We start from the raw sequence: 24261 nt of genomic DNA on the forward strand, positions 1-24261 counted from the left end.
TATCACCTACCTATCTTTCCGTCATTTTTACGCCACGCATCACTTAAATTTCTATCAATATTAGGTGTTAATTCACCAGCCAAAACATTGTTATCCAAAACAACTTGGTAATTTTGATTTTTATTATTCAAGCCATTGAGCAATGACATGACTTCATTCAATTGGCTAACAATGGTTGAATCATTTTTAGCGTTAATATCATCAAATTTCACACTTGAAACCTTGCTGATTTGACCAGGATTAACACCAATGTCATTAATGGAACTGTTCACTTCATCATTAATGAATCCAGACATTGAATTAACATTTGATTTGACATCTTCAAAAGCTGCACTTAGTCCATTATTTAAACCGCCCATAATAGCTTGACCAGCGGGAATCAATAACTTTTTATCATAAGAAATTGGACCTTTATGAGATTTAATCCATGGGCCAATTTTTCCAACGAATGAAGTGATACTACCCCACATTGACTTCAAACCACTTAGAAAACTACTCATGATTGCATGACCGTTTGAATGTAAATCGGCTTTAGCACCAGCCTTAACGGCGTTAGCATTCTTTTTACCAGCATTTTGTGATTTACCTAAACCTTGAAGCAAACCATCAACAAACCAGCCAATTAATTTATTTCCGGAACTGATAATAGTCCCCATGGCTGTACCAACGGATGTAACAAAAGCATGAATAATTTTAGTGGCTGCTTGACTTAATTTAGCTTGATTATTGATGATTGAATCAGCAAATTTAGTGACCAAATCAAGAGCTGCAGCAACAACCCGCCCTAAATTATCACCGACCGATTCAACGAAAGTAGTCACGACACTAACTGCTGAAGCCACAATTTTTGGTAAAGATTGTGCAATTCCATTAAACAAATTAACAATAAATTCAACACCTTTAGCTAAAATTTGTGGTAACCCGTTAGCTAAACCACCAATAAACTTGGTAATAATTTGAACTGATACAGATATAATCTTTCCAATATTTGAATTTATTCCATTCAAAAGTGACATGATCATGTTCATACCGGTAGTTATCAATTGTGGCATCAAAGTGTTAATAGAGGTTAAAATTCCACTTCCTAAAGCCACAAATGCTTGAACAATTAAAGGCATATTAGTAATGACTGAAGTTAGAAAACTTGTCATCATGGTACTTAATCCCAAACCTAAATTGGTAAACATTGGAAGTAACTGACTTGATACGGTAGTTAATTGGACGAATGATTGATTTAATAGCGCAAAACTACCAACCATTAAACTAATTCCAGCAGTAGCAATACCAATACCAACACCAGCTGAAAGCAATGCTGCACCAAATGCTGCAATACCCAAAGCACCAGATTGTAAAGCGGGTGCTGCCAAAGCAAATACTGCAGTTAATCCACCAACAGTCAAACCAAACGCCGCCATTGCAGTTACACCTGCGTCACCGGTACTAGCCAATTGTGTGATTGCTAAAGCTAGTGCTGCTAAACCTGCAGTTGCTACACCAACACCAGTACCAATTTTTAAAATTGAAGTAGCGAACGAAGAAAATCCACTTGCCACTCCTTTAACTACACCAGCCAAACCACTGAAGATTCCAGTGATAGGTTTTAATGCTCCCGTGAATCCACTAAATATTCCAGCTAAAGGTTTAACCACGAAACTTAGTTTGCTGAAGATTCCACCAAGCATTTTTAAACCGGTTGGAACCGTAAAGGCGCCTAAAACAGCAAAAGCAGTTTTAACTGATGCGCCTATATCAAGCTTTGGCAACTTGATGTTCTTAAAAAATCCACCGATTAAAGTGGGAATACCTTTAAGAATATTCCCAATCATTGGAAGAAAATTATTAACAAAAAAGTTGTAAGTAGTTTCTCCAAGTGCTTCTAAAGATGGCTGAATGTCTTGACCTAATGCTAATTTACCAAGTAAGTTTTGTGCTGCTGCTTTCATTGAATCAAACGATCCACTAAAAGTAGAAGCAGCTTCTTTAGCAGTTGTACCAGTAATATCAAGATTTTCTTGAATAGCATGAACAGCTTTATAAACATCAGACAAATTATTGATGTCATATTTAACACCAGTTAGCTTTGTAGCATCTTTTAACAATCTTTGCATTTCTGTTTTGGTACCACCATAGCCTAGCTTTAAGTTATCTAACATGGTGTAATTTTGCTTGGCAAAACCTTGATAAGCGTTTTGGATATCTCCCATATTACTACCAAATTTGTTGGCATTATCAGACATATCAATCATTGCCATGTTGGCCACTTTAGCGGCTTTTCCAGTGTTGCCACCAAGTGACTGCAACAAGCTGGCACTAAAGCTAGTTACGTTTTCCATATAGTCATTAGCGGACATACCAGCAGTTTTATAAGCAACGTCAGCATATTTCTTAACCTTACCGGCTGATTTTTTGAATAGCGTTTCTACACCACCAAGTGATTGTTGTAGCTTGGCACCTTCACTAATAGATGCACCAATAGCTTTAGTTGCCGCTGCACCGATTGCCGCTGCACCAGCCATTAAAGTAGCCTTGATTCCTAAAGACATTTTAGAACCGGCGGATTCACCGGCTGCCGTTGCTTCGGGATCTAACTCATCACCAATAGCACCTGAAATACCTTTAGCGGAAGGCACAATTTGAACGTAAGCTTTTCCTAATTCTGTAGCCATATATTATCCTCCTTTCAAAAGTTTTTTTCTTTCTTTCTCGAACTCCTCGCCAGAATTAAACGCTGCGGTTTCTTTTGAGTCATTAAATATTGATGACCACAACGGTGGTTTATTTCTGCCTTTCTGACCATCCTTAGTCTTGAACCAAAGAAGTAGCGCTAAACGGTCTGAAATGGTCATCAAAATCGTTCTATCAAGTGAAACACGCTGATTATTTAGAATCATCTGTATTCTTGAATCGTCCTTTAAACCACAAGAAAAGACAGCTACCGTTGTCGCTGGTAGCTGTCTATAATCAAAGATTCCGTATGTTTCAGCAAGATCACACTTCAGCGCATCTTCGTCAGTCCTTATCATTTTGGCAAGGATTAAGAGTTTTTTAATTGTGATTGTGCTTCAAAAATTTCTTGAATTTCATTCGACATTTTTTCACTTGGAATCAAACCGTTTTTATCACGAAGATGGTCTTTTAATTTATTAGCTTGCTTTGTACCTAACAACAGATTAACAACTTTAATCAGTTCTAATGGATTGGTTTCGAGTCCACCAATTGCTTCTGCTAATTCATAGTTATCCAAACGTTCTTGTGAAATTTGATAACTAAACCCTGATTTTGTTTTTCCTTTAAGCACTATTATGCCTCCTCACCAGTCGTTGATTTTTGAATGTATTCATAGTGACTATTACCAGATTCATCAGGCGAAGCAGTCAACGTGGTTTCATATCCAACAGCATCCCCATCAGCGTATGTAATATCGCCCATTTCCGAAATAGTACCGTTAGGGATCACGATTCGTTTCGAAACTTTATTCTTTAATACCATATCAACTACCAAGATATGTGGCTCATATTCCTTAGAATTTGATTTGACTGAAATACCAGTTTCCAAATCGCCAGTAATATTATCTTTTCCATAAACTTCCTTCAAAACTTCAACATTTAAAGATTCAATCAATGTATATTGGAAAGTATCTTCTTTACTATTTTGGATAACTGCAACAGTATCACCACCCCAAGCATTAATTGAATCTGAGTCGGGTGTATTTGTATTTACAAATCCATCTTCAGAAATATAGCCTAATTCTTTAAATGCTACATCTAATTCTGATGTCGCATCAGTTGGAACCTTAGTCCCTAATGGTGCTGTATAGATTGCACCACCAATTTTTGGTTTAGCAGTTGAAACATTTTGTGTATCTGACATTTATTCTTCCTCCTAAAATGTAAAATCATAGACCGCTTGATAGCGATATTCTTTTGTTTCTGGATCAGTAAAGTTGTAATCAGTATTTAATTTGGCTTTACTTACATTCGCTTCGTAGATCAGTTCTTCCAAAGCATTTTTTAATTTCTCATTCAAAGTGGCAGCTTCAAACAAAGATTCTGCGTAACTTTGAAATGCCAAAGTTGCCGAATTAATATGATCATTTTTTGAGCTACCAGTTTTTTCAATCAAGATATATTGTTTCGGTGGCTTTTCTGGTCTTTCTAAAAAAGACGGTACATCTAAATGACTGTCTAAATAATTTTTAATTATGACCTCTATCATTTCTGCACCGCCTTTAACAATGTATTATTTTTGTAGTTATCCTTTTTAGCTTGATATGTATCAGCATAAACCATAGCATTAGCACGGCTTTTACCAATATAAGTATCTTGAGCGTAACCATCACCGGCACCGTTACGGATTTCAGTAGCTTTTTCTTCAAGAACATCAACCATTTCTGAAGATTTTAATAATTGACCAACTCCGGCGTGATTAAGCTTAAATTTGAATTTCTTACTCATAACGTTCCACCGTCACTTTCTTGTTCCAATTTAAAGGAATCATATCTTCAATTCCTTCGAGTGGAACTCCGACTGTTCGCCATCTTTGACCAAAGAACTGAACCACTTTATTAGTCCAATCATGATTGTCACCTTTAGGAATCCCTAAAGTATAAACAACCTTTTTACCCGTCAAATTTAGCTGATTAGTAACGTCGTCAGTTGATGCTGGACTAACTAAAACATTATCAATATCAATAGGACGTTCTTCATAAATGGGTTCTCCAAAGCCATCTACGCCAGTTTTGACCTTATCAAATAAAATAACCGTGATTCCATGAATTCGTGTCATAAGGTTCAATCACTCCCATTCTTTGACGTTTAAAACCTAATCTGGCTAATTCTGAATTTTTGATGAATAATCCGCCACCTGGAACTAAATATGAACCGCTCCAAGAATATCCAAGTGCTGCTTCACTAGTTTGTGTCATTGGTTCTTGGTCTGTGGATGTCATCAAAGTTCTAGCAACAACATCAACAGTCACGGATTTAACAACACTAGCATAAGCATCATCTTCAACCATTTTATCCAGGTCTTTATTATACTTTTTTGCTTCAACTCTTAGTGAATTAGAAACCACTTCTAAAAGGCTCTTAGCACGTTCTTCTTCGCCTGGCTTTAAAGCTCTCCACAATATTTCTAAGTCTTCTGTAGTCGCGAAATCAGCCATATTAGCCACCTTCAATCATGAGTTGATATAGTTCATCCTTGGAAGATTTAGAATCATATTTGATTCCAAACGCATCTAATTCTTGCATAATTTTGGCTTTAGTAATTTCATTTTTCTTTGCTGGCTCTTTTTTGGCAACCACCTTTTTTACTGGTTCCTTTTTGGTAACCACCTTTTTAGGCGGTATTTTTTTTGGGCTTGGTTTCTTATTAGTTGGCTTTTTTTCGTTTTCAACTAAGGTCCAATTTTCACCAGAAATTTTAGAACTCACATTGATAACAGCGCCAGTCTTTAAATTTCTATATTCCATAATTAAGCCTCCGCTGGTTTAACAATACGGGCGAAACTATTAGCATCCATAATCCCCCAACCAAGATATGTTTCAGAGCGAAGATAAACTTGGTTATATCCTTTCAAATCATTACCTGAATTGTCTGGATCACCATAACGAATTACTTCAAGTGGAATTTGTTTTGTATATCCCCATTTGAATGAGTTAGCAAAATCACCAAGAATAGCCAAATCATCAGTACCACCAGAAACAGTATTATTAATATCTGTTTGTAGTCCATTGATTGAACCAGGGTTGGCACCCCATGCCAATTCAGGGAATAGGCGTACATTATTATCATCTGCAGTTCTCATTTGTGCTAATTCTGCTGAAAATGCTGGGTCCATAGCCATACCAGAAATTGAACCTTCTGCACCTTGAATAAGTGATACACCTGTTTCAATGTTTGTATCTGGATTGCCTTTTGTAAAATCAACAGTTTGAGTAACCTTTTTATCAAAATTGTTATCGCCAATAACAGTTGATGCTTCTTTTGTACGTGGGTTAATACCATGGAAAACCATTAGATCCAAACCACGAGCAAGTTTCTTAGCATAGCCATCATTAAATGATTTCAAGATATCAATCTTTTCTTCATCAGCAGCATACATAAATTCATCAGACACACGCGCACCATATTCTACTTTAATTGGAACGATAGTCATTGGTGCAAGTGATACACCACCATGTGATTTCTTACCGTTTTCAGCAACGATATCAATATCTGAATCCATTGTGAAAGTAAATTCCTTTTGTCCATTGAATGGAATTGGTGCTTGTTTTGATAGTAATGCAAGTGAACTCTTACCTTCGACTTTTGTAATCAAGTCACTTACCAATTGTGGTTCAAATAAATTTCCTTTTGAAAGTGTCATTATATTATTCTCCTTCTAATCCTAAATTATTTAGCATATTTGAATATGCTTCGTTTTCTTTTGATACCGAATCTTTACCAGATTCCGTAGTTTTAAGCGGTGGTTCTGGTTCACCATGCTTCATATATCCTGATAAACGTTCAGCATCAGCCTTTAAACTTTCTTCATCATCACCAACTAACCTACTAGCAAGGTTGTAAGGAATATTATTCTCCATGGCAATTTTAGTTTTAAGATTATCCATCTCATAACCAGAAATCTTTGAATTTAATTCTTCAAGATTCTTATCGTAGTTTGCATACTTTTCCTTATTTTCGTTAATGGCTGATTGAAGTGAAGTATTTTCTTTCTTCAAATTGTCATAATCAGAAAGCTTTTTTTCATAGCTTTCTTTTTGACGATTCAATCTTTCTTGGATGATTTTATCCAATTGTTCTTGTGTTTCAATAGCTTTAAATTCTGACATAATTAAATATCCTTTCTCCCACTATTCCCGGTGGTTCGGTAATTTCGGCAATAAAAAAGACATCTTAAACGTCCTAATATCTCACCTGTTGTTTTTGCTTAGGCTTGTCATTAGCGCAAGCCCAATGTGCTAATAAAGCACTATCCATTAAACTAATATCCACATCATCAAATTGCGACTTATATCCAAATCCACCACTTGAACCAATATTTCTTTTGGCAGTGTTAGTTACCACTAACGTTAATGATGGTTGATCATTATGACAAATCGACTGTTGATAAATCCCTTGTTCCCACATACTGTTGGCGTTGATAACTTCTTTGACTGTTGGTAATATTGGCGGTTTTAATCTAAAGTCTTTCATCTCACTCGCCAAAATATTTTGACCACTAGCACCATCAATAACCACTTGTTTGATGTCAGCGCTTCGCAAGAATTTAACTATCCAACTATTCCCATTTCTGACTGATTGACAATCAATCGATTCAACGAAAACATGATTAGAAAGTGTTTTGACTGCCACACTCATGGCAACATTAGCACCATCATTACCATACTTGATACCAACGTACAATTGTCCTTGAAAAACGGGTAATGAGTGAACTTTCAATTCATTCCATTCATTCTCTGAAATTGCAGACTTTTGATTATATTTAATCCAAAGCCCTAAACGCTGGATATTAAAATCGACTTCATCACTACCGACTTCATCTTGGATGGAACGTTCAGTGAAGATTGTCCCAAGTGATGGATTAGTTTTATACCAAAGTTCACGGTCATGAATATCTGATTGATCTTCAACTGACCATTCAGCCCATCCAGCATTTTCTGTTTTACCTTCCAAAACACTATTTCTAAAATTAACAAAAACGGTTCCTGAAGAAAGTGGCGTTGGTGGTGTTCCACAGAAAATAGTTTGTGGGTTATCACTATCAGTAACGACATATTTCAATGCTGATTCTTGATCAGTCGTATATTCTTGAGCCTCATCAATAACCAACAAATCAAAACCTTCACCAAGTCCACCGGTAGAAGTTCTAGTTCTAAATTCCACACGTCCACCAGTTTCAGGGATATCAATCCGTTCACGTCCGACGGCTTTCAAAGACTTGTATTTAATGCCAGCCTTATCCAACAGTTTCAGAACTCTTTCCCAAGATGAATGACTAGTTGTGGTTCTATGAGCTGTATGAAGAATCTGTTCGCCGTTTAGAAGTCCTTGAATTTCACGAATCACAATTAATTCTGTTTTCCCGTTACGACGTGGGATAGAGTAACCAAATTTCGTATGAACCCAAAGACCGTCATCGTTAACCGCGAATAAATCCTTAGCAAGTTCTACTTGCCATTCTTGAGCTTTACGCCCTGATTTCTCATAATTTTCAATCGCATTTTTATATAAGGATTTAGTAAATGGAAGAATTACCGATTGAGTGGGAATCTGATTACCTAATTTAACTGAAGTATTCATCATCTTCCCCTTTCAATCTTGTTACCCGCCTTTTTACGACTTGCTTGGGTCAAAATTTTAAATCTCGTATACAAAACCCAATAACTTACTCATATCATATTGAGCTTTTGACTGATTACCAAATTCATTCCAATAATAGAATTCTAAGGTTCCATCATGGGTATTTATTTCTCTGACATTTTCAAATCTCTTTTCAACATCATAATCAAAATAAATTATTAAATTTCTTTTACTCATATGTATTTATCTCCAATCTTTTGACCATACATCTTGTTTTCTACCATCGCCTGGATGATAGTTAACAATGCAACGATCTCTTTCATGTCTTTGATAAATCTCATCAGGTGCTTCGCTATAAAGATATGAACCTGCCAAATTTCGACACCAGTCACAGCCTTTTCCAACAAGCGTTCTTGTGATTCGTGGTTTCAATCCTGCCTTAGATTGGAACTCAATATTTTTTTGAATTGAATCATCAACTATGGATTGCGTGAATGTCACAATTGGCTCATCCAATAACCACGCAACATCATCAAAAGTTTCAGCATGAACCAATTTTTCAATCAAGCCCTTAGCTTTTTCTTGATTAAATTCGGGAACTTGTGCTTTTAAGTGAAGATTAGCTTGTTCATTCAAAGATTTTTGCACGTCCGAAGAATAGCCGGTAACAATACCGAAGTTAGTTTTTAAAGATTTGTTAATTAATCGATTAGCGATATTAAAATAGAACTTCTCATCCGGTAACGATTCAGCATTAACATATTTCTTTAATGCTGCACTCATGTTTTTGCCAATTTCAATCGCTAATTCATTTACTTCTTTGTAGTCAGCTTTTCCACTTTTTTGAAGTTCAACCAATCGCTTTAATTCCTTTGAATTGGCATTCGTTTCAATGAAGTATTGATCAATAGCTGCTAAAAGTCCTGGGACGATGTCTTTATCCATTATCATCACCAGTTTCTATTGGTGCAGAATCAGAACCCTTAACACCCGTTATTTCACGAATTGTTTCCTTATCCATGAATCCAGGTATTGCTTGATTCAATTTAATAGCTCCATCTCCAATTAGTGAAAGCATATTGGCATCAGCTTCAAACAATGGTTCCCACTTTGGCACGGTTTTAACAAATTCTTTACGTTCATAAGAATAATCATCACGTAAACAAGCGGCTAAATAAGCGACATTGAGAAAACCACTTCCAAGTGATCGTTGTGCTTTACGTCCGGCAAGTCTTAAATTTTCATGACTGGCTTTAATGGCTTCAACTGACGATGGATTATCAGAAACAAATCCTAAATCGTCCATTGTCAAACCCATCTCACCAGCAAAACCAGCAGCTGCAGTTTTAAGCTGTTCTGTAAATGGTGTCATGGAAGATGTTGTAAATTGACCAACAACCGGTTTATCTCCGTCGGAGTCTTTAGTAAATTCCAACATACTTGAAACAGTGGCTTTCCATGAATCCATTGGTTCAGAATCCTGACTAGTTCCAAGAACATATTTCTGTGGAAAGCTGTAAAATTCAGCAGTAATATCTGCACGTTCCAAAGTTCGTTTTGCATATCTTTGATAATACATTCCCGCCCTAGTTATCCTAGAACGTCCAAATGGTCGAACCGCATCAGGTCTATGGATAATTGGAACCAATAATGGATGATTTGTTGGATTAGGAACTACCGATTCTACTCCATTAATTAAAAATCTAGTTTCAGTTGGTAAAAAATAGGCTTCGGAAATTGGATTTCCAAAGTCATCACGTTTCAAAACCGCATATCCTTCAGTTAGCAGATTGGTAATTGGATCAATGATTCCAGTCGCATTACTTGCTTCAATTACTTGTAGTCGAACCTGGTAATTAGCCTTTGATATATAAATGAATGAACACGAACCAATGAGCGCTGATAAAACTGCAGAATCAAAAAATACATCAGGATTATTAGCACGGAAGATTTCGTTAACCTCAAAATCATCATTATCAAAATCCCTAAACACTAATCTATCCGCCAAAGAATCAACACCTTTAGCACACCATCCAAGAACTGAACGATACTTAGATTTAATTTCAAGCGGAATGGTAACGCCTGGATCTAAATCTTGCCATTTCATCGCGTATTGTTTATATCTCATATTCACCCTAGAACGCCTATTTGATAGCTTATTTCTAAGGTAATCAATTCCTTTATATGCCATTCCATCAACTCCTTTCAAAATTCATGAAAAAATATGTACAGTGACGGCGTGAACCACGGCTAGAACGCCGTAGGGGTCCCTATGCCCCCCTCTAATCGTCATAAGGTTCAATACCTTTAAAGCCTCCTAAAATCCGTCAGGAGTGATAGGAGGTCCAATTAATAGACTGCGGCAAGTTGCGGTTACCAACCACTTTACTATCTTTTAAATTAATTTCTTTATTGTTAAATAACTTATCTGACTTCTGTCTGTTACATGACCAATGAGCGAGCTGCAGGTTGTCTATGTCGGATGGATGACCACCTTTGTTTATCGGTATGATGTGATCAATAACTGGACTCATTGGATCAGGATACTTCAATCGTTTATCAACGGGGCGTCCACAAATGCCACAAACATTCTGTGTCTTCAGGATTATCTTCTTGTTCTTATCGAATGCAACTCTATGTTGTCCGGTCTGGTCTGCTCTACGCTTTGCCATATGGGTAGGCTCCTTTCTATATGGGTGGGAGTTAATTATGTATGGGGGTATTAAAAAAGACCACCGGTCTAATTGATAGTGGGTGGTCCAAACAATGATGGGGGTGGGTCTATTTAAAAGCGGGTACCAGGGTTCGAACCACCAATAAATAAAAAGTCACCCCGTTAAGAGTGACTTAGTTAATATGTGGATATCCGGAATCGAACCGGATTGCTAAGTCTTAGAAACAAGTTGGTATTCAAAAAAGGAATGTCTACAATTATTATGTAATGATCCAAAGGGCGAATTTTTTTGCTTAACAGTAGCCATGCATCCACATAGCATGACCAGCTTTATCATCACCAGTCATTTATGAGGATTTTTATATCGAAATTTAACAATATTTTGTGTGTTTCCACACAACATAGATGCCAGGAGTCGAACCTAGACTGATAAGAGCAACGATATAATTAATAGTATCGTTATGTATTATTTGACCTCTATCAGTGTCACCGTGACCATCTATACTCAATATTAGGTTTCCGTAGCCTAATATTAAATGTCGTTTAAAAAGTTTGATTAAAGGGACATTATTTATTATTTGAATGGCTGGTATCTCTATCAATCATCCATGTTACTAATTTACTACTAAAAGTACCGTCGAAAAGCTCACGTTTGGCTCAATTTAAAGCATTAAGGTTCAAACATGCCTAGCTTTTCAGATAACTCAATTAAAAATCTAGTTCTCAAACGTTTAGCGGTTGCTATCGACACGTTAACTTTTTGATTAATCGACAATCCACTGATCGTATACGTCGGATGTTTCTTGAAATACAATTCTCTAATAATAGTCCTCGTGTCCTCGTCAGTTTCTAAGTAGCAATCAGTCACTGCTTTCTTCTGATTCTCTAGCATTCTTAAACGCATATCCTGCTCTAGCGTAATAACGTACGTTTCTTGTGGGCGTGATATTTTAGAATTTCTACCGCCCCCAACATTCTCGTCATCTTCGTGTGGTTGGCAAGCAAGCTCACGTTTTCTATCTAAAATATAGCCATCTACGCTAGGATAGTCCCTGAGAATACTTTCACACCTACTTCTTATATCTGGTCTTAATTTAATAATGCTCACTCTCCCCATTATTAACGTTTGAATTTCACTTAATCTATTTGGAAAGACCTATTATTTTGCTTCACTTATTAGTCTTCCTCCCAAACGACAGGTGTGATAGTTTTATCGAAAGCATCAACGGGAGCTAATATACTTGCACGTTTTATAACTTCATCCACCTGCCAATCATCAATATCAAACTGATCTAAGAGTTCTTCAACATCTTCTTCACTAATACCTATTGTCATCTCGTCGCGGATGTTACAACGACTATTTAGAATTGATTTCATTGGAATTGGTGCTAATTTTTTTGCTTTCATTTCTCCACCTCTTCCATAAATGGCACAAGTCTTGGATCAATAGCAACAACTTCGTCACGTGTAAACTTGGTTTTCCCGCCGTTAATTTCAAGACGGCTGCCTAATCCCAATACTCCATCTGGATTAATAGTTAGATAAGAGTTTTCATTGACTTTAATCAGTTGCACATAATACTTTTGCTCAGGAAATTTAGCATTACCACAGTAGAAATCTACAATGTCCTTAGCTAATTGATTATCCTCTTCAGAACATTCATTCATATACTTATTATTCAAAGAGGTACAGTCATCGTCGTCAATAGCGATTCCGCGAATTAAATCAATAGCATTATCAAAATTGTTGTCTTTAGCTTCCTCTAGTTCCTTACGTTCTCGCTTACTATATCCTTTTAAAATTCTCATATTTTTATCCTCCAATTTAATCGATTTCTACAAGTCGGTATCTAATTCTGTGGTTTCTCTTCTTATATTCATTAGTTCTAAAGCCTTTAAGACTGCTGACTGAAATTCCTGTCAATGCTGAAATTTCTTTCATCGTTCCACGCATTTGATAATCACCATTTTTATAAAACACATATCTACAAGTTTTTGGGTCAGACTTATTTTTCAACCACTTCGAATCATCGAGCACTCCTTTATAAATCAATCTATTAATCTTATAGGGCTTAGTGTTGAGAAATTCAGCGATGTCCTGTTTATAAAGTCCTTTATCAAGCATCTTTTGAGCAGCGTCTACATCAAAATCAACTTCGATATTTTCGAATGGATCAACACCGTGATTTAGAAATTTTCTAGCTTTAACTAGTCGTTTATCATTGATAGGCGTTTGTTTGATACTTCCAAACTCAGCTTCACACTCCGCAACTAGCGGTACTATACTTGTCATTATTCAGTCACCTCTTCTCTCTCGAATTGGTCGGGGTCCATTTCATCTTCCCGCAGAATTGATTGAATTATTCTGTTCTTAGTCTGATCACTAAGCTCTCTGTCGGCATTTCGAAACTCTTTTGGCATGGCATAAAAATGTTTTTGGATATACATGATAGCTCGAACAATATTGTGGCATTCATCACTAAATTTTGACCTTATGTATGACTTATAGATTCTTTCATAATTCATTGTTTGTCTCCTTGCCCGCTTTCCACTTTGTGTCGTCTAAAATCCCCATCTTAATATCACGTATTAACTTTCCCGGGCTAATTTCAAACATCTCACAAATTTTTTTCTTCTGCATTTGTGTATCCAGCAATTCTTGAATTCTTAGAATATCAGTTTCTGACAAATTTTTCTTTTGTTTATCGGGATGATTTATGTACCACTCATGTATTTTTTTCAATCTGATATCATTTTCAGGCCAAAGTGTATAGTCTGTTCCATAATCAGCTTCAATCGCTTGAACCATCTTCAATATTGAATCAGTCATTTTCTTGTTCCTCCACACTCATTATGATTTGAATCCATATCCAACCAACTCCTCATCAATTATTTTTAAAGCATCTTCTGGGCTTCGTGCTATACCGTGAATGATATGATCAGACATCAATTGATTATGAAACTGTATTTGGTCTGGTCTAGGTCTACCGGTCGGTGTTTTAATTTCAAGATAAAACATTTTACCGTTTGAAATTTTATACCCGTGTAAATCTGGATAGCCAGATGGTAATCCAGTTTGAAAATATCGACCGTTTGGTAATCGAATACTACCAACGTTGGCTCTAAACACCTTGCAATGGTCTAAACTCACAGCAACACGGATATCATTTTGAATTTCTTGCTCTGATTTATTCATAAGTTGGGTTACACTAAGAAATCGCATTGCATCAGTACTTACAGCGAAAGGTTACACTAAGTTACACTAAAGGTTACACATGCTTATCCTTACTCGCTCAATGGATTGACCCTTAAAAGTTACGGTTACACTAAATTTTCTTTTCCCTTGTAGTGTGTACTTATATATAAATATATAAGTTATTAAGTATAATTAGTGTAGTTAGTGTAACCTCTCTTAGTTTACACTTAGAGTACCAATGCTTTCAGCGGTTACACTAAGGCACTTTTTAGTGTAACTTAGTGTAACCTAGTGTAACTTTTCATACCCTCTTTTCGTTTTACCATTATTTTTTTTTACGACAGCGGACCAATTCGACTTGTTATCCATCACGTACTTAATCTTTTTCGATAGTCTACGATTTTTAACAAGATTGTCTTCGCCAAGATATTTACCTATCTGTTTACTGCTAACAAAACTATCTGGATAGCTTTGAAGAAATTCTTCAATCTGTGCTTCTACTTCATCTACATACATGAAGTTTTCACGATGCTTAGACAGAATAGATTCTTGTGTCTTAGTTAATCCAAACGTAAATCCATGCTGATAATATGAAACAAATTCGCCCCATAACTGATTAATAAGTTCATCATCCAAATCATCGAACGGGGTCTTTTTTTGTTTGCTTGCATTTACTTTGACGGGAAGGAATCTACGTTCACCCGTTCGGTCCTTTAGATAAGTCATTTCGTTAGTAGTTCTTGCTAAAACGAAGTTCTTGTCGTATCGAATTGATTCATGTCCATACGGTGGACGGAACTCTAACTCTTGTGCTGATACAAATTTCTTCAATGATTCGAAACTACTATTGTTTGTTGCGGTCATTTCGTCATCGTTAGCAATCAAAGACCGTAACATGACACTGAAATTATCTTTATCCTTGAAATCAGTGAACTGGTCTGTATACCATTCGCGAGCCATTTTTTTAAGGAATGTAGTTTTACCAGCTCCTTGTCCTCCTACTAGATCAAGAACAAAGTCAAACTTAGTTTCAGGTTCATAGGCTTTTGAGACAGCTCCGGTAAAGAAAATCTTTGTGATCAATGTTGTAATATCTGATTTTTCAACCCCAAGAAAATCGGGTAGTAAATCGGCTACACGTTTTTTTCCGTCCCACTCCGTGTATACAAAGTCGAAATAATCGACTACCGGATTATATCTTCTCTTTCTGGCGTCATTGACTATTGCCATTTGCAATAAACTACGATTAAAAAATATCCCATAATTGTCTTCAATGTATCGAAGTATTGAAGGGTCGTAATCATCCAACATTTGTCCCTTATCAATGTGAAGTGATGGAACATCTTTGACTACTCCAATTTCATGCGTGAAGTCGTTGAATGCAAACACCGCTCTTAATGTTTTATCGTGTTCTAAAATCAAACCGACATTTTTTATACTGTTTGCTTTCACATCACCCTTTGCATTCAATGCGAAATTTATCGGCATTTTAACAACTTTATTCTCTTTTTGCATTTTGGATAATTTATCCATGCTTTGTTTCAACTCTGGATCCAATTTTAGTAGCCATCTCCCTTCTCTTTAATTCTTTGTTGACCATCGATTTAAAAGTTCTTTCAAACTCTTTTGGTGGTAATGACTTAGGTGTATTGTTATTAGCCAATTTACCTAATTCATAAGCTGTTTCTACTTCTACGTTTCGAAACAGTAACCCGCCGATGAAACTGGCTAGAGCGTTGTTTCTTCCACCCGTTTCGCCCAATCCATTAACGATCTCTTCAAACAATTCTGATGTGGCAGTTTTCTCTGTCGAATATGTTTGTTTGCCGACATAATGCGATGTACCTGTGGCACGTTGATTTATTAGTTCAATTAATTCTCGGCTTGGAGTTACGATTGGATTTTGATTCAACCATTCGTATTTCTCGCCCCTATGTTCACTTGGAGCAATAACAATGTAATTGTTAACATGTGCCTTAACGTCAACACCTGGTAACCATCCGATGTTTTGCGACACATCAATATCCTTACGTTTGAAATAAATCATCTGCCTACCACCGCTGGCTGTTTTCTGTTCGAGAGTTGGTATCAATAAATCCTTGTGTTCAAACTCATCAATTGATTTAAATCCATCTTTTCCATGAGCATCGGCTGTATCAATGTCGATAACAAAAAAATCAGTAGTTCTTATTGCTATTTGAGCAAACGGATACTTTTTCCATAATGAACGGATTTCCGTTTCATTCAGGGCAGGCTGATCAGCGAATTTAATCAATGGTTTCTTATTAAACATAGGGAGTACGCTTAAGCCTTTGTGCGCATATGCCACTGCATAATTAACTAAATTTTTCATGTTTCCTCCCCGCTTGGGCATTCCACCCATTCGGCATGTTCAAGTGATACTGCACTTGTTAATTTCTAAAATGGACGTTCGCCATTTTCATCAAGTGGAGCCTGCGGTGTATCTTCCTTTGGCGTGTTGCCAAATGGTAATTCTTCTTCTGTTACATCTGGTGTTGTTTGTTCGTAAGGGTCTTCGACAACCTCTTCAAATTCATAAGTCTTGTATGGATATGCAGGATTGTTCCTGTTTTCTTTAAGTTTTAGATCCATATTGAATTGTTTACCTTCACCTTTTTGGAACTCGTCAGCCATTTCTTGAATGTCATCCCATGCTTCGTCCGATAGTGCTACGCCTAACACTGCTGCCAAACTTGCAATTGTTTTAATATTTCTATCAATAATGAAATCTGGTAAAGGTTCACCATTTCTCTTTGTTTCATCTAAGCTGACATTGATGAATTCGTTTTGTCCGCTGTGTTCCCCTTCGATTACTTGTGCTCTAACTGATAATTGACCAAATTTAGAAGGTGAAATTGCTTCTGTCAGCATGTGATATTTGCCTGCTGGTAGTCCTTCATATCCATTGATTTTGTCTTTCTTAGGATCAAATCCTTGTGCTTCCAATGCGTTCTTTCTATCTCTTAAACTCATATTTATTTACCATCCTTATTATTTGTTTGTGTTTGTGCGGGCACGTCTTTGACTAATGCTCCTGGTATTGCCATTAAAATTCTTAAAATCTGTGGATCATCAATTTCAGATTGTTTATACTTTCGTCTGATATCAGTAACTGTTTGGATATAGTTCTTTCCTAAATGTTGAGTTCTGATAACTAAATCACAGTTACCATTTACAACGTTGTAATATTTTTGTTTTAACGCAGGAACTGGTACTGGCTGTTCGTTATTATCAGAACGTGTATCTTCACGACTAATATAAACTACATTCATAGGTAGTGCTTTAAGGTTCATAACCAATTCTTGGAGCATAGAATTAAACATTGAGTATCCTTTTCCATAAGGAATGTCGGACAATGACTTAACATGAGCTTCCATACATATTGCCTGTTCAATCAATACTGTTACGTCTTCAATGACATCGATCACTACAGTCTTGAATGTATTCTGTTCAGTGCGTAAGGCGAGAATATACTTATCCAAAATATCAATTACAGACGTAGTAATTTTTCCTTGAGAATTAACCTTATTAAGTAATGCAATAGTTGGACGTGTTCCAGAGTTCTTCTCGTTGCCGTCAGTACTGAATACAATTGAATCTGGAAAATATGAAGCTAAATAACTTTTTCCACTCATAGTGGCACCCCAGATAAAGAAGTTTCTCGGGGTGTTGTGCGGTTGATGCGGTTCGTTTTTTGGTAGTATAGTCATTTAATAAATCCTCTTTTCTTTCCGTAGTAATAAATCCATCCTTTTTTGTAATTTTTGAATTCAGCAAATGCTTTTATCTCTGCCATATTCTTCAATTGGTTTGGCGTCTTATCTGCTACTTTGGCAGCTAGACCACCGTTCATAATCATGTGTGCTTTTCGAAGTCGTTCTTCTTTGACCTTTTCAAGCTTGGCGTCCTCAACTACTTCTAATTCTTTTTCTTCTACTAAGTTAGCTCCACAGAACGGGCATTTATCACCCTTACGATAGAATGTTGCAAAGCACATAGGACAAGTTGTTACCGGTTTGATTTCATCTCTGGAGTGATCAGACTTTTCTTTTTTATTTCCTTCTAATTTCCAATGATGTGGTTCAGTCGGTAGTCCAAACCTATTAACATTTCCAACGTGGTCAATAATGATTGCTGTCTTACCTTTGCGTGGGTTCATACAACGCATAGCGAACTGTAAATAGAGTGATAGTGACTGCGTAGGACGTAGCATAATTACTACATCTACATTCGGTAGATCTAAGCCTTCCGTAAAAAGTTCAGCATTGGTAACTACTTGAATCTTTCCATTTCGGTAATCATTAATTATTGAATCCCGTTCATCTTTGGGAGTGTTTCCACTAACGGCTTTTGCTACTACTCCATTACTATTCAATTCACTTGCCAGACGTTCAGCACTTGCAACATTGTACGTATAAGCAATAGCCTGTTTATTGCCACCTAACTTCTTGAAAGTTTTAACGGCATTGCCATAAACTTTAGGCTTGAATGCTTCCTCAATAGATTTTTCATCAAACTCACCATTACGTTTTACTTTTAATTGGCTAGTATCTAATTGAACCGGGGCATAGTAATCGACTGGTGCTAGGAATCCATCCTTAATCAATTGTTTTATTGAGTTCCCTAGTATCAAATCATCAGCGACACTTTCAAATCCTTCGCCATTTAATCTGTATGGTGTGGCTGTGAACAATAGTTTTAAGGCTTGTGGGAATTTATCAAGGATTCGTCTATAACTCTTAGCGGTGGCATGATGGCCTTCATCAACAAATATGATTTTGGGAGTTTGTAATTTATCCACTCTTCTAGTTAATGTCTGAACCATTCCGATAGTTGCGAGATTCATGTTTACACCCTGGGACGTAAAAGTATTAATTACCTGATCTACGATTTCCTTACGATGGACCATGAACAATATCCGGTTGCCCTTGTCTGTTGCACGGCGGGCGATTTCGGCCATTAAAACTGTTTTTCCAGTTCTAGGGAGGGGATTGTACAATTATTGAACGATGTCCATGATCAAATGAATTATAGATTTTTTGTAGTTCATCTAATTGGTAATCTCTTAATTGAAACATTATTTAAAAATCACCGTCTGCTTGACTGATTCGATTACTCCAGGAATTTTCTTACCAGCTTTTACATCATTTTTGACTTCGGCTTTGCTTAAAATGTATTTAGGCTTATAATACGAAGCTGGAATCTTATCTTCTTGATACTCGTAGTGTTTTCTTTCAGTCGTAAAGATAGTTGTATCGTCTGTTTTAATATTTCTGATACCAGCAGCATTCATACCATTCAATACGCTGTCTTTTAAAACATCTCTCTTACTTTGAATAGTCTTGATTCGAGATTTTAAAACATCAGTTTTCTTATTGATTCCATCAATTTTGGCTTGAATAGCCTTTTGTTGGATATCTAGTTCGTCATCAACCTTCTTAATATTGACGGCTTTTTCTTTAATCGGTTCCCTTAAAGAATCTAAGGTGTCATTAAAAACAGTTGGATCAATATCCTCAGCGTGTTCAACTAGTGATAATGCTTTACCAGTTAAATCCCACATAGTTTCACTCATCTTTATTCCCCTCTCGTGGTATAATTAAATTGAATTTATTTAATGTATGCGCCTTTACTAATTGCCGTTAGACAGGCGTTTTTTTGTTGCTCTAATTTTCTAGCAGCTTCATGATATTTCTCACGATTACGATCAGACATAATCCATCGAAATAAAAGTTGTCTGTTGCGGTAGTGGATTGAAGCCATAATCACCCTGTTGACGTGTTCACTGATTGTTACCATGCTCTCACCTCCATTCTATGAGTAGTAGTGTTCAAACGCTTCTCTAACTACTGTTTCAGCTCTAGCCTTATCAATCATCAAGTCATCCCTATGATGTTTTAAACGCTCGATATTATAGTGAAGTGACTCGTTATTAATTCCTTGTACACTTTCCACGTAGTGATCAGCTTCATATGATTCAATTTGTTCAGTTGTTCGTCCAATCTCTTCGCCAATTCGAACGAACTCATCTAAGGCATTCTCAATCGCTGTCACGTCTTTATTTATTGCCATTAGCTGCCTCCTCAAATAATTTAACAATTGATTGTTCAATCAAATCACATTTTCTCTCGTTTCCGTCTGATTCTTCTTGAAGTCTGAGAATGCTATTGAAATAAGCTTCTCTGTCATCATCAGTTTCAGCATTAGCATGAAGCTGTCGCTGTTCACTCATCAAACAGCCATCATATTCAATCGTTCTGCTGATACGTTTGTGTTCATCAAGTAACTTACTTAATTCTTCCATTGTGATATCCTCCTAAACTTCTTCTTTTATGAACTTGTCGATTGAAAATGTTTTGTTAAGAATGATTAACTGATTTTCTGAGAATTGTTGAGCCTTTTCCTTGTTAACAATTTCAAATTTTCCATCTTTAGTCTTTAGATATTGATTGTCAGAAAACTTTAATCGAAATTTTGGCTCTTCAAACTCAATTTGGCTTGAATAAAAAATATTAACTATGAGCTTGTCCATTTCTCGTCTTGACTTACCGTTGTTTCGCATACTTTCGTAATACATTTTGTTAAGCGGTGAATTGCGATCATACCTGTCAGCTATGAATTTAAAAATGTAAGACAGCTCAGTGTTACGATTTTTATACTCAATGACTTTCTTTCCCAAAGCTTCAAACTCACGTGGAATTAATAAAACACGATTGCTAGCCGGTTTATTCTGAGCTTTCAAAGTAGTTGATTTCCTCTGATTTCTTGACATATATTTGTCAATCACACTTTGAACTTCACTTGGTTTAGTCATTTTTAATAATTCAGATTTGCTGATATTTGACAGAATCACTTTTGCACTTTGAGGCTCCATGCTTCTGTAGACTTTATAAGCTGAATTTCTAACTCGTAAGCTTTCCTCAAAGGTTTGACACTTCATTTTTCTCTGGCCTTTTATTACTTTTGGAAATGCTGCTACAAAGCCATTGCTCATTTTGTCCAAGTAAACTCCTGGCACGCCAGTTTCTGAATCAATTGTTTCGAAAATACTTTTCATTTTTGGCCCTCTCATTTCGTTTATCCTCCGTTAATTTATCGTCAATCATTACGTCATAGGCTTCACAATCGCCTACTTCGTTTACTTCTTGTGATTCTTGTGGCTCATCTTGTAGCCAGTCATCAAATCCATTCATTCAAAACCTCCTATGAATAGAAATCTGTATATTTTTTTAGCCACTTTTTTAATCCACCAGCCTTAGTAAGCTGGTAAGTCACGAACCAGACTAAGATTGGTAACCATATAATCATTGGTACTGGAATACTTCTCATAAAATTTATACTCCCACGCTAGTTTTTTTAATTTAAGTTTTTGATGTATTCGTCAATTTCGTTCGGATCATAAAGTTTTATTGTGCCTACCAGATGAAATGGTAATCCTGGCAAGACTTCTCTAATTGTGCTATCAGCCATATTTAAATAGCCTGGTAAGTCTTTAGTTCTTAGCCATTTACGTGATACAACTTGAACGACGATTTTCTTTAGCTCGCTAAATTGTTCATCGTTTAGCCCTGGCTGTCTTGTTTGTGTGGATTCCATTAGTATTCGTTCTCCCAAACTTTATTTTTAATAGCGAAATCTTTAACTACAGACATATAGATTTCTTTAAGTCGCTTGTCACCATCAATTACATCCAGCCTATTAGTCTTATCTACTTTGCTTCTTGACATCCCATTTGCCAGTCGATTTTTCTTCAAATTTGTAAGTCGAATCTTCAAATTAGCTCCGGCACGTCTATCAGTTTCAGCGTAAGCATCACTAGCAACTTCTTTGTAAGCTCCGTAACCACCTTGAGCTAAAGCAATCTTTCTAATAATTGATTGAGATGTCTTACGCCAATCGGTTGTATTTAATGAAACGATTTCAGCGATATTATCAACTTTATGATTAAGTTTCTTATTTTCTAACTCTTGATTGGCCACTGATTTAAAGATTTGATTGAACATTTTAAGTTCTGGGCTTAATTCCTCTGTGTCAATTTGGTGTTGCTTATGCTCTTCTTCCAACTGATTGAAAGCTTCAATATATTTAAGTTTGAATGTATCTGCCTTAGCTCCTGTAAATCCCATAGCGATAAATGTAAAACCATCTCTGTTCATGTAATACATTTTTTGATTTCTTCCACGAGTATCTTGATAAGTTCCTTCGCAAAACATCTTTTTGTAATCGGCCGAATTTTCGGCTGATTGAATTTTGTTATCAATCGCTTCTAAAACATGCTTGTGACTCTTTTCGAAATTCTCTGCCACTTGTAAACTACTAGTTACTGCTTGCTGATCTTTCATAATTACTAAGTTGTTCATTATTTATTTTTTCCCTTCCTAAAACTTTTGATTCGCAACTATATTTTTCAATCAATGAATCCGTTCTTTATTGGGAACGTCATTTGTAAAAAAAATCCCGAGCTCATCCCTTGAGAATCCAAGGATGGTGGCCATTTTAGCTAATTCATCAGCACCAATCGATACGAAACCATTTTCACGTTTTGCATAGGGTGTTCTTGTGCTCCAGCCCATGTAACTCGCCATTTGATCTTGTGTGATTCCTTTTGCAATTCGTTCTGCTTTTAATCTTCTCAAATTGATTGTCATTGTCAATCACCTCCGTTCTCTTTCGAGTACGATACTTACTATAAAGGTTATGTTCTCGTTTGTCAACACCTTTTACTAAATTAAATACATAAAGATGTTTTATTCCTATATATTGGATTCTTTTGGGAACGATGATATAATAGAAACATATTAAGGAAACATAGTATTTAAATAGTTTTAGGAGAAAATTATGAGAACTAACAATGAAATTATGAATATATTAGATGATTTAAAATCAAAACAAAATTTATCTATAAGTGAAATAGCACGCAGAACCGGTATGGCTAAATCAGCTGTTTCCAGATATTTTAATAGAACAAGAGAATTCCCTTTGAATCGCGTAAATGATTTTGCCAAAGCATTTCATATAGAACCTGATTATTTATTGAATATCGATAACTCTCAATCTCCTAAGCATAAAACTGTAATGATTCCTATACTAGGCGAAATTGCATGTGGAGATCCAATAACTGCAGAAGAAAATATAGAAGGATATTTGGAGGAGCCTGAGGACTCGCTCCCAAGTGGTACCGTATTTTACTTAGTAGCTAAGGGACATTCCATGGAGCCTACCATCCCTAATGGCTCCAATGTCTTAATTAGAGAGCAACCAGAAGTTGAGGACGATGAAATAGCTGCAGTCCTAGTTAATAGTGACACTGAGGCAACTTTGAAAAGAGTAAAACACCAAGGCAATATGATTATGCTAATGCCTGATAATAAAGATTACAGTCCAATTATTATTACTTCAGATAATCCCGTAAGAATTTTAGGCAAGGCCATTCGCTATACTACTAACCTCTGATATACTGAACTCATTAAATATATATTTATGGAGGAAATTATGAAAAATAAAGGTTTAGCATTAACGGGGTTAACTATTCTTTTAGCTTCAACATTGGTAGCTTGTTCCGGTGGCAACGAATCGTCTTCAAAATCTGATACAGCTGATAAAACCGTGAAGGTTAAAAAGAAAGCATCAACTTATTTCAAGGATAATAAGTTAGTAACCAAGGATTACGATATTGATATTACTCAAACAAAAGTAATCCAAGTTGGCGAAACTGGAAACGAATATGGTGAAAAACCTGTATTGGCATTTTGGTTCAAAGTTCATAATAAGAAAGCTAAAGACTTAGATCCAAACGGGGCTTGGATAAGTATTTTCAAAGCAATTCAGGATAATAATAAAGATTCAGTCAATGAATTGGATGTTGGTTCACTTCCTGATGATAGATTTTTAGATTCACAATCTGAAGAAATTAAAGTTGGTGGAACCGTTGAAATGGCTGTTTCATATGAATTAGATGATACAACCACACCGGTTAAATTAACTGCTGAAAATATTGTTACTGGTAAAAGTCTTGGATCAATGACATACAAGTTAAATTAAAGACAAAATAAAAAAGCCATATC

At 36.1% G+C, this 24261-nt stretch carries 39 protein-coding genes; 2 read left to right on the forward strand and 37 right to left on the reverse strand.

Features of this window, described 5'->3' with window-relative positions; translation table 11 throughout:
* Positions 1–2: 2 nt before the first annotated feature.
* The 37 genes from EGT49_RS03520 to EGT49_RS03690 all read right to left on the reverse strand — a co-directional run bounded on the left by EGT49_RS03520 (position 3) and on the right by EGT49_RS03690 (position 22845).
* A complete protein-coding gene (locus EGT49_RS03520) occupies positions 3–2666 on the reverse strand; it encodes a phage tail protein (protein ID WP_135371580.1) in 2664 nt (887 codons plus the stop codon).
* A gap of 3 nt (positions 2667–2669) precedes the next feature.
* Entirely contained in the window at positions 2670–2891 is a 222-nt protein-coding gene (locus tag EGT49_RS12770; RefSeq protein WP_342772225.1) for a DUF5361 domain-containing protein, read from the reverse strand.
* A 143-nt stretch (positions 2892–3034) separates the two neighbouring features.
* Positions 3035–3298: a hypothetical protein gene (locus EGT49_RS03530; RefSeq protein WP_135371582.1), complete on the reverse strand. Its 264-nt coding sequence runs from the start codon at positions 3296–3298 to the stop codon at positions 3035–3037.
* A 2-nt stretch (positions 3299–3300) separates the two neighbouring features.
* Positions 3301–3870 (reverse strand): phage tail tube protein, encoded by a 570-nt coding sequence (locus EGT49_RS03535; protein WP_135371583.1) that lies wholly within the window; start codon positions 3868–3870, stop codon positions 3301–3303.
* Positions 3871–3882: 12 nt separating this feature from the next.
* Complete coding sequence (locus EGT49_RS03540) at positions 3883–4215, reverse strand: hypothetical protein (protein WP_135371584.1); 333 nt, start codon at positions 4213–4215, stop codon at positions 3883–3885.
* Positions 4212–4454: a hypothetical protein gene (locus EGT49_RS03545; protein ID WP_135371585.1), complete on the reverse strand. Its 243-nt coding sequence runs from the start codon at positions 4452–4454 to the stop codon at positions 4212–4214. The genes EGT49_RS03540 and EGT49_RS03545 overlap by 4 nt, the downstream gene beginning before the upstream one ends.
* Positions 4447–4785 carry a hypothetical protein gene (locus EGT49_RS03550; RefSeq protein ID WP_135371586.1) on the reverse strand — a complete coding sequence of 113 codons (339 nt, stop codon included), beginning with the start codon at positions 4783–4785 and terminating at the stop codon, positions 4447–4449. The genes EGT49_RS03545 and EGT49_RS03550 overlap by 8 nt, the downstream gene beginning before the upstream one ends.
* The gene (locus EGT49_RS03555) at positions 4748–5164 is read right to left on the reverse strand and encodes a phage Gp19/Gp15/Gp42 family protein (RefSeq protein WP_135371587.1); all 417 of its coding nucleotides are present in this window, start codon (positions 5162–5164) and stop codon (positions 4748–4750) included. The genes EGT49_RS03550 and EGT49_RS03555 overlap by 38 nt, the downstream gene beginning before the upstream one ends.
* Before the next feature lies 1 nt (position 5165).
* On the reverse strand, positions 5166–5474 hold the full coding sequence (locus EGT49_RS03560; protein WP_135371588.1) for a hypothetical protein: 309 nt from the start codon (positions 5472–5474) through the stop codon (positions 5166–5168).
* 2 nt (positions 5475–5476) lie between these two features.
* Complete coding sequence (locus EGT49_RS03565) at positions 5477–6370, reverse strand: phage major capsid family protein (RefSeq protein WP_135371590.1); 894 nt, start codon at positions 6368–6370, stop codon at positions 5477–5479.
* A gap of 4 nt (positions 6371–6374) precedes the next feature.
* Positions 6375–6836, reverse strand: coding sequence for a capsid assembly scaffolding protein Gp46 family protein (locus EGT49_RS03570; RefSeq protein WP_135371592.1), 462 nt, complete (start codon positions 6834–6836; stop codon positions 6375–6377).
* 73 nt (positions 6837–6909) lie between these two features.
* A complete protein-coding gene (locus EGT49_RS03575) occupies positions 6910–8307 on the reverse strand; it encodes a terminase large subunit (RefSeq protein WP_135371594.1) in 1398 nt (465 codons plus the stop codon).
* A gap of 57 nt (positions 8308–8364) precedes the next feature.
* The gene (locus EGT49_RS03580; RefSeq protein WP_135371596.1) at positions 8365–8544 is read right to left on the reverse strand and encodes a hypothetical protein; all 180 of its coding nucleotides are present in this window, start codon (positions 8542–8544) and stop codon (positions 8365–8367) included.
* Between the two features lie 6 nt (positions 8545–8550).
* Positions 8551–9252, reverse strand: a complete 702-nt coding sequence (locus tag EGT49_RS03585) for a hypothetical protein (protein WP_135371598.1) — start codon at positions 9250–9252, stop codon at positions 8551–8553.
* Complete coding sequence (locus tag EGT49_RS03590) at positions 9245–10498, reverse strand: hypothetical protein (protein ID WP_135371600.1); 1254 nt, start codon at positions 10496–10498, stop codon at positions 9245–9247. The genes EGT49_RS03585 and EGT49_RS03590 overlap by 8 nt, the downstream gene beginning before the upstream one ends.
* Before the next feature lie 136 nt (positions 10499–10634).
* Positions 10635–10979 carry an HNH endonuclease gene (locus EGT49_RS03595; RefSeq protein WP_135371602.1) on the reverse strand — a complete coding sequence of 115 codons (345 nt, stop codon included), beginning with the start codon at positions 10977–10979 and terminating at the stop codon, positions 10635–10637.
* 672 nt (positions 10980–11651) lie between these two features.
* Entirely contained in the window at positions 11652–12098 is a 447-nt protein-coding gene (locus tag EGT49_RS03600; RefSeq protein ID WP_135371604.1) for a transcriptional regulator, read from the reverse strand.
* A 59-nt stretch (positions 12099–12157) separates the two neighbouring features.
* A complete protein-coding gene (locus EGT49_RS03605) occupies positions 12158–12388 on the reverse strand; it encodes a hypothetical protein (RefSeq protein ID WP_135371606.1) in 231 nt (76 codons plus the stop codon).
* Positions 12385–12789 carry a hypothetical protein gene (locus tag EGT49_RS03610; RefSeq protein ID WP_135371608.1) on the reverse strand — a complete coding sequence of 135 codons (405 nt, stop codon included), beginning with the start codon at positions 12787–12789 and terminating at the stop codon, positions 12385–12387. Before EGT49_RS03610 ends, EGT49_RS03605 begins: the two co-directional genes overlap by 4 nt.
* Positions 12790–12805: 16 nt before the next feature.
* On the reverse strand, positions 12806–13273 hold the full coding sequence (locus EGT49_RS03615) for a hypothetical protein (protein ID WP_135371610.1): 468 nt from the start codon (positions 13271–13273) through the stop codon (positions 12806–12808).
* A gap of 222 nt (positions 13274–13495) precedes the next feature.
* Positions 13496–13810 (reverse strand): hypothetical protein, encoded by a 315-nt coding sequence (locus tag EGT49_RS03620; RefSeq protein ID WP_135371612.1) that lies wholly within the window; start codon positions 13808–13810, stop codon positions 13496–13498.
* A 21-nt stretch (positions 13811–13831) separates the two neighbouring features.
* A complete protein-coding gene (locus EGT49_RS03625; protein WP_135371614.1) occupies positions 13832–14176 on the reverse strand; it encodes a VRR-NUC domain-containing protein in 345 nt (114 codons plus the stop codon).
* A gap of 288 nt (positions 14177–14464) precedes the next feature.
* Complete coding sequence (locus EGT49_RS03630) at positions 14465–15709, reverse strand: virulence-associated E family protein (RefSeq protein ID WP_135371616.1); 1245 nt, start codon at positions 15707–15709, stop codon at positions 14465–14467.
* Positions 15702–16529 carry a bifunctional DNA primase/polymerase gene (locus EGT49_RS03635; RefSeq protein WP_135371618.1) on the reverse strand — a complete coding sequence of 276 codons (828 nt, stop codon included), beginning with the start codon at positions 16527–16529 and terminating at the stop codon, positions 15702–15704. The genes EGT49_RS03630 and EGT49_RS03635 overlap by 8 nt, the downstream gene beginning before the upstream one ends.
* 65 nt (positions 16530–16594) lie before the next feature.
* Positions 16595–17170 (reverse strand): hypothetical protein, encoded by a 576-nt coding sequence (locus tag EGT49_RS03640; RefSeq protein ID WP_135371619.1) that lies wholly within the window; start codon positions 17168–17170, stop codon positions 16595–16597.
* A gap of 2 nt (positions 17171–17172) precedes the next feature.
* Positions 17173–17907 (reverse strand): AAA family ATPase, encoded by a 735-nt coding sequence (locus tag EGT49_RS03645; RefSeq protein WP_135371621.1) that lies wholly within the window; start codon positions 17905–17907, stop codon positions 17173–17175.
* Positions 17904–19157, reverse strand: a complete 1254-nt coding sequence (locus tag EGT49_RS03650; protein ID WP_135371623.1) for a DEAD/DEAH box helicase — start codon at positions 19155–19157, stop codon at positions 17904–17906. Before EGT49_RS03650 ends, EGT49_RS03645 begins: the two co-directional genes overlap by 4 nt.
* A gap of 117 nt (positions 19158–19274) precedes the next feature.
* Positions 19275–19772: a siphovirus Gp157 family protein gene (locus EGT49_RS03655; RefSeq protein ID WP_135371625.1), complete on the reverse strand. Its 498-nt coding sequence runs from the start codon at positions 19770–19772 to the stop codon at positions 19275–19277.
* 35 nt (positions 19773–19807) lie between these two features.
* A complete protein-coding gene (locus tag EGT49_RS03660; RefSeq protein ID WP_135371627.1) occupies positions 19808–19996 on the reverse strand; it encodes a hypothetical protein in 189 nt (62 codons plus the stop codon).
* A gap of 15 nt (positions 19997–20011) precedes the next feature.
* Positions 20012–20269 carry a hypothetical protein gene (locus EGT49_RS03665; protein ID WP_135371629.1) on the reverse strand — a complete coding sequence of 86 codons (258 nt, stop codon included), beginning with the start codon at positions 20267–20269 and terminating at the stop codon, positions 20012–20014.
* On the reverse strand, positions 20256–20501 hold the full coding sequence (locus EGT49_RS03670; RefSeq protein ID WP_135371631.1) for a hypothetical protein: 246 nt from the start codon (positions 20499–20501) through the stop codon (positions 20256–20258). Before EGT49_RS03670 ends, EGT49_RS03665 begins: the two co-directional genes overlap by 14 nt.
* A 12-nt stretch (positions 20502–20513) precedes the next feature.
* The gene (locus EGT49_RS03675; RefSeq protein ID WP_135371633.1) at positions 20514–21200 is read right to left on the reverse strand and encodes a hypothetical protein; all 687 of its coding nucleotides are present in this window, start codon (positions 21198–21200) and stop codon (positions 20514–20516) included.
* Positions 21201–21228: 28 nt separating this feature from the next.
* A complete protein-coding gene (locus EGT49_RS12425; protein WP_167849744.1) occupies positions 21229–21390 on the reverse strand; it encodes a hypothetical protein in 162 nt (53 codons plus the stop codon).
* Positions 21391–21400: 10 nt separating this feature from the next.
* Positions 21401–21526 (reverse strand): hypothetical protein, encoded by a 126-nt coding sequence (locus EGT49_RS12700; RefSeq protein ID WP_281275444.1) that lies wholly within the window; start codon positions 21524–21526, stop codon positions 21401–21403.
* A gap of 27 nt (positions 21527–21553) precedes the next feature.
* Positions 21554–21793, reverse strand: a complete 240-nt coding sequence (locus EGT49_RS03680) for a hypothetical protein (protein WP_135371635.1) — start codon at positions 21791–21793, stop codon at positions 21554–21556.
* Positions 21793–22557 (reverse strand): Rha family transcriptional regulator, encoded by a 765-nt coding sequence (locus tag EGT49_RS03685; protein ID WP_135371637.1) that lies wholly within the window; start codon positions 22555–22557, stop codon positions 21793–21795. The genes EGT49_RS03680 and EGT49_RS03685 overlap by 1 nt, the downstream gene beginning before the upstream one ends.
* A 51-nt stretch (positions 22558–22608) precedes the next feature.
* Positions 22609–22845, reverse strand: a complete 237-nt coding sequence (locus EGT49_RS03690; RefSeq protein ID WP_135371639.1) for a helix-turn-helix domain-containing protein — start codon at positions 22843–22845, stop codon at positions 22609–22611.
* 190 nt (positions 22846–23035) lie between these two features.
* Between EGT49_RS03690 and EGT49_RS03695 the strand changes: the two genes are divergently transcribed.
* Positions 23036–23650 (forward strand): LexA family protein, encoded by a 615-nt coding sequence (locus EGT49_RS03695; protein ID WP_135371641.1) that lies wholly within the window; start codon positions 23036–23038, stop codon positions 23648–23650.
* A gap of 39 nt (positions 23651–23689) precedes the next feature.
* Entirely contained in the window at positions 23690–24238 is a 549-nt protein-coding gene (locus tag EGT49_RS03700) for a DUF5067 domain-containing protein (protein ID WP_246013791.1), read from the forward strand.
* The last annotated feature ends 23 nt before the right edge of the window (positions 24239–24261 follow it).

It is taken from the genome of Companilactobacillus suantsaicola (assembly GCF_004745525.1).
GTDB classification, from domain to species: Bacteria; Bacillota; Bacilli; order Lactobacillales; family Lactobacillaceae; genus Companilactobacillus; species Companilactobacillus suantsaicola.

Excerpts from the sequence above, each read along its gene's own strand:
- EGT49_RS03550 (WP_135371586.1), bottom strand. The coding sequence starts at position 4,785 with ATGACACGAATTCATGGAATCACGGTTATTTTATTTGATAAGGTCAAA.
- EGT49_RS03565 (WP_135371590.1), bottom strand. The coding sequence starts at position 6,370 with ATGACACTTTCAAAAGGAAATTTATTTGAACCACAATTGGTAAGTGAC.
- EGT49_RS12770 (WP_342772225.1), bottom strand. The coding sequence starts at position 2,891 with ATGATTCTAAATAATCAGCGTGTTTCACTTGATAGAACGATTTTGATG.
- EGT49_RS03650 (WP_135371623.1), bottom strand. The coding sequence starts at position 19,157 with ATGGCCGAAATCGCCCGCCGTGCAACAGACAAGGGCAACCGGATATTG.
- EGT49_RS03560 (WP_135371588.1), bottom strand. The coding sequence starts at position 5,474 with ATGGAATATAGAAATTTAAAGACTGGCGCTGTTATCAATGTGAGTTCT.
- EGT49_RS03590 (WP_135371600.1), bottom strand. The coding sequence starts at position 10,498 with ATGGCATATAAAGGAATTGATTACCTTAGAAATAAGCTATCAAATAGG.
- EGT49_RS03615 (WP_135371610.1), bottom strand. The coding sequence starts at position 13,273 with ATGACAAGTATAGTACCGCTAGTTGCGGAGTGTGAAGCTGAGTTTGGA.
- EGT49_RS03640 (WP_135371619.1), bottom strand. The coding sequence starts at position 17,170 with ATGAGTTTAAGAGATAGAAAGAACGCATTGGAAGCACAAGGATTTGAT.
- EGT49_RS03680 (WP_135371635.1), bottom strand. The coding sequence starts at position 21,793 with ATGGAATCCACACAAACAAGACAGCCAGGGCTAAACGATGAACAATTT.
- EGT49_RS03665 (WP_135371629.1), bottom strand. The coding sequence starts at position 20,269 with ATGGCAATAAATAAAGACGTGACAGCGATTGAGAATGCCTTAGATGAG.
- EGT49_RS03620 (WP_135371612.1), bottom strand. The coding sequence starts at position 13,810 with ATGACTGATTCAATATTGAAGATGGTTCAAGCGATTGAAGCTGATTAT.
- EGT49_RS03580 (WP_135371596.1), bottom strand. The coding sequence starts at position 8,544 with ATGAGTAAAAGAAATTTAATAATTTATTTTGATTATGATGTTGAAAAG.
- EGT49_RS03600 (WP_135371604.1), bottom strand. The coding sequence starts at position 12,098 with ATGGGGAGAGTGAGCATTATTAAATTAAGACCAGATATAAGAAGTAGG.
- EGT49_RS12700 (WP_281275444.1), bottom strand. The coding sequence starts at position 21,526 with ATGAGAAGTATTCCAGTACCAATGATTATATGGTTACCAATCTTAGTC.
- EGT49_RS03595 (WP_135371602.1), bottom strand. The coding sequence starts at position 10,979 with ATGGCAAAGCGTAGAGCAGACCAGACCGGACAACATAGAGTTGCATTC.
- EGT49_RS03625 (WP_135371614.1), bottom strand. The coding sequence starts at position 14,176 with ATGAATAAATCAGAGCAAGAAATTCAAAATGATATCCGTGTTGCTGTG.
- EGT49_RS03635 (WP_135371618.1), bottom strand. The coding sequence starts at position 16,529 with ATGAAAAATTTAGTTAATTATGCAGTGGCATATGCGCACAAAGGCTTA.
- EGT49_RS03575 (WP_135371594.1), bottom strand. The coding sequence starts at position 8,307 with ATGAATACTTCAGTTAAATTAGGTAATCAGATTCCCACTCAATCGGTA.
- EGT49_RS03610 (WP_135371608.1), bottom strand. The coding sequence starts at position 12,789 with ATGAGAATTTTAAAAGGATATAGTAAGCGAGAACGTAAGGAACTAGAG.
- EGT49_RS03520 (WP_135371580.1), bottom strand. The coding sequence starts at position 2,666 with ATGGCTACAGAATTAGGAAAAGCTTACGTTCAAATTGTGCCTTCCGCT.
- EGT49_RS03645 (WP_135371621.1), bottom strand. The coding sequence starts at position 17,907 with ATGACTATACTACCAAAAAACGAACCGCATCAACCGCACAACACCCCG.
- EGT49_RS03655 (WP_135371625.1), bottom strand. The coding sequence starts at position 19,772 with ATGAGTGAAACTATGTGGGATTTAACTGGTAAAGCATTATCACTAGTT.
- EGT49_RS03690 (WP_135371639.1), bottom strand. The coding sequence starts at position 22,845 with ATGACAATCAATTTGAGAAGATTAAAAGCAGAACGAATTGCAAAAGGA.
- EGT49_RS03630 (WP_135371616.1), bottom strand. The coding sequence starts at position 15,709 with ATGGATAAATTATCCAAAATGCAAAAAGAGAATAAAGTTGTTAAAATG.
- EGT49_RS03555 (WP_135371587.1), bottom strand. The coding sequence starts at position 5,164 with ATGGCTGATTTCGCGACTACAGAAGACTTAGAAATATTGTGGAGAGCT.
- EGT49_RS03545 (WP_135371585.1), bottom strand. The coding sequence starts at position 4,454 with ATGAGTAAGAAATTCAAATTTAAGCTTAATCACGCCGGAGTTGGTCAA.
- EGT49_RS03585 (WP_135371598.1), bottom strand. The coding sequence starts at position 9,252 with ATGGATAAAGACATCGTCCCAGGACTTTTAGCAGCTATTGATCAATAC.
- EGT49_RS03570 (WP_135371592.1), bottom strand. The coding sequence starts at position 6,836 with ATGTCAGAATTTAAAGCTATTGAAACACAAGAACAATTGGATAAAATC.
- EGT49_RS03700 (WP_246013791.1), top strand. The coding sequence starts at position 23,690 with ATGAAAAATAAAGGTTTAGCATTAACGGGGTTAACTATTCTTTTAGCT.
- EGT49_RS12425 (WP_167849744.1), bottom strand. The coding sequence starts at position 21,390 with ATGAATGGATTTGATGACTGGCTACAAGATGAGCCACAAGAATCACAA.
- EGT49_RS03670 (WP_135371631.1), bottom strand. The coding sequence starts at position 20,501 with ATGGAAGAATTAAGTAAGTTACTTGATGAACACAAACGTATCAGCAGA.
- EGT49_RS03535 (WP_135371583.1), bottom strand. The coding sequence starts at position 3,870 with ATGTCAGATACACAAAATGTTTCAACTGCTAAACCAAAAATTGGTGGT.
- EGT49_RS03695 (WP_135371641.1), top strand. The coding sequence starts at position 23,036 with ATGAGAACTAACAATGAAATTATGAATATATTAGATGATTTAAAATCA.
- EGT49_RS03605 (WP_135371606.1), bottom strand. The coding sequence starts at position 12,388 with ATGAAAGCAAAAAAATTAGCACCAATTCCAATGAAATCAATTCTAAAT.
- EGT49_RS03685 (WP_135371637.1), bottom strand. The coding sequence starts at position 22,557 with ATGAACAACTTAGTAATTATGAAAGATCAGCAAGCAGTAACTAGTAGT.
- EGT49_RS03660 (WP_135371627.1), bottom strand. The coding sequence starts at position 19,996 with ATGGTAACAATCAGTGAACACGTCAACAGGGTGATTATGGCTTCAATC.
- EGT49_RS03540 (WP_135371584.1), bottom strand. The coding sequence starts at position 4,215 with ATGATAGAGGTCATAATTAAAAATTATTTAGACAGTCATTTAGATGTA.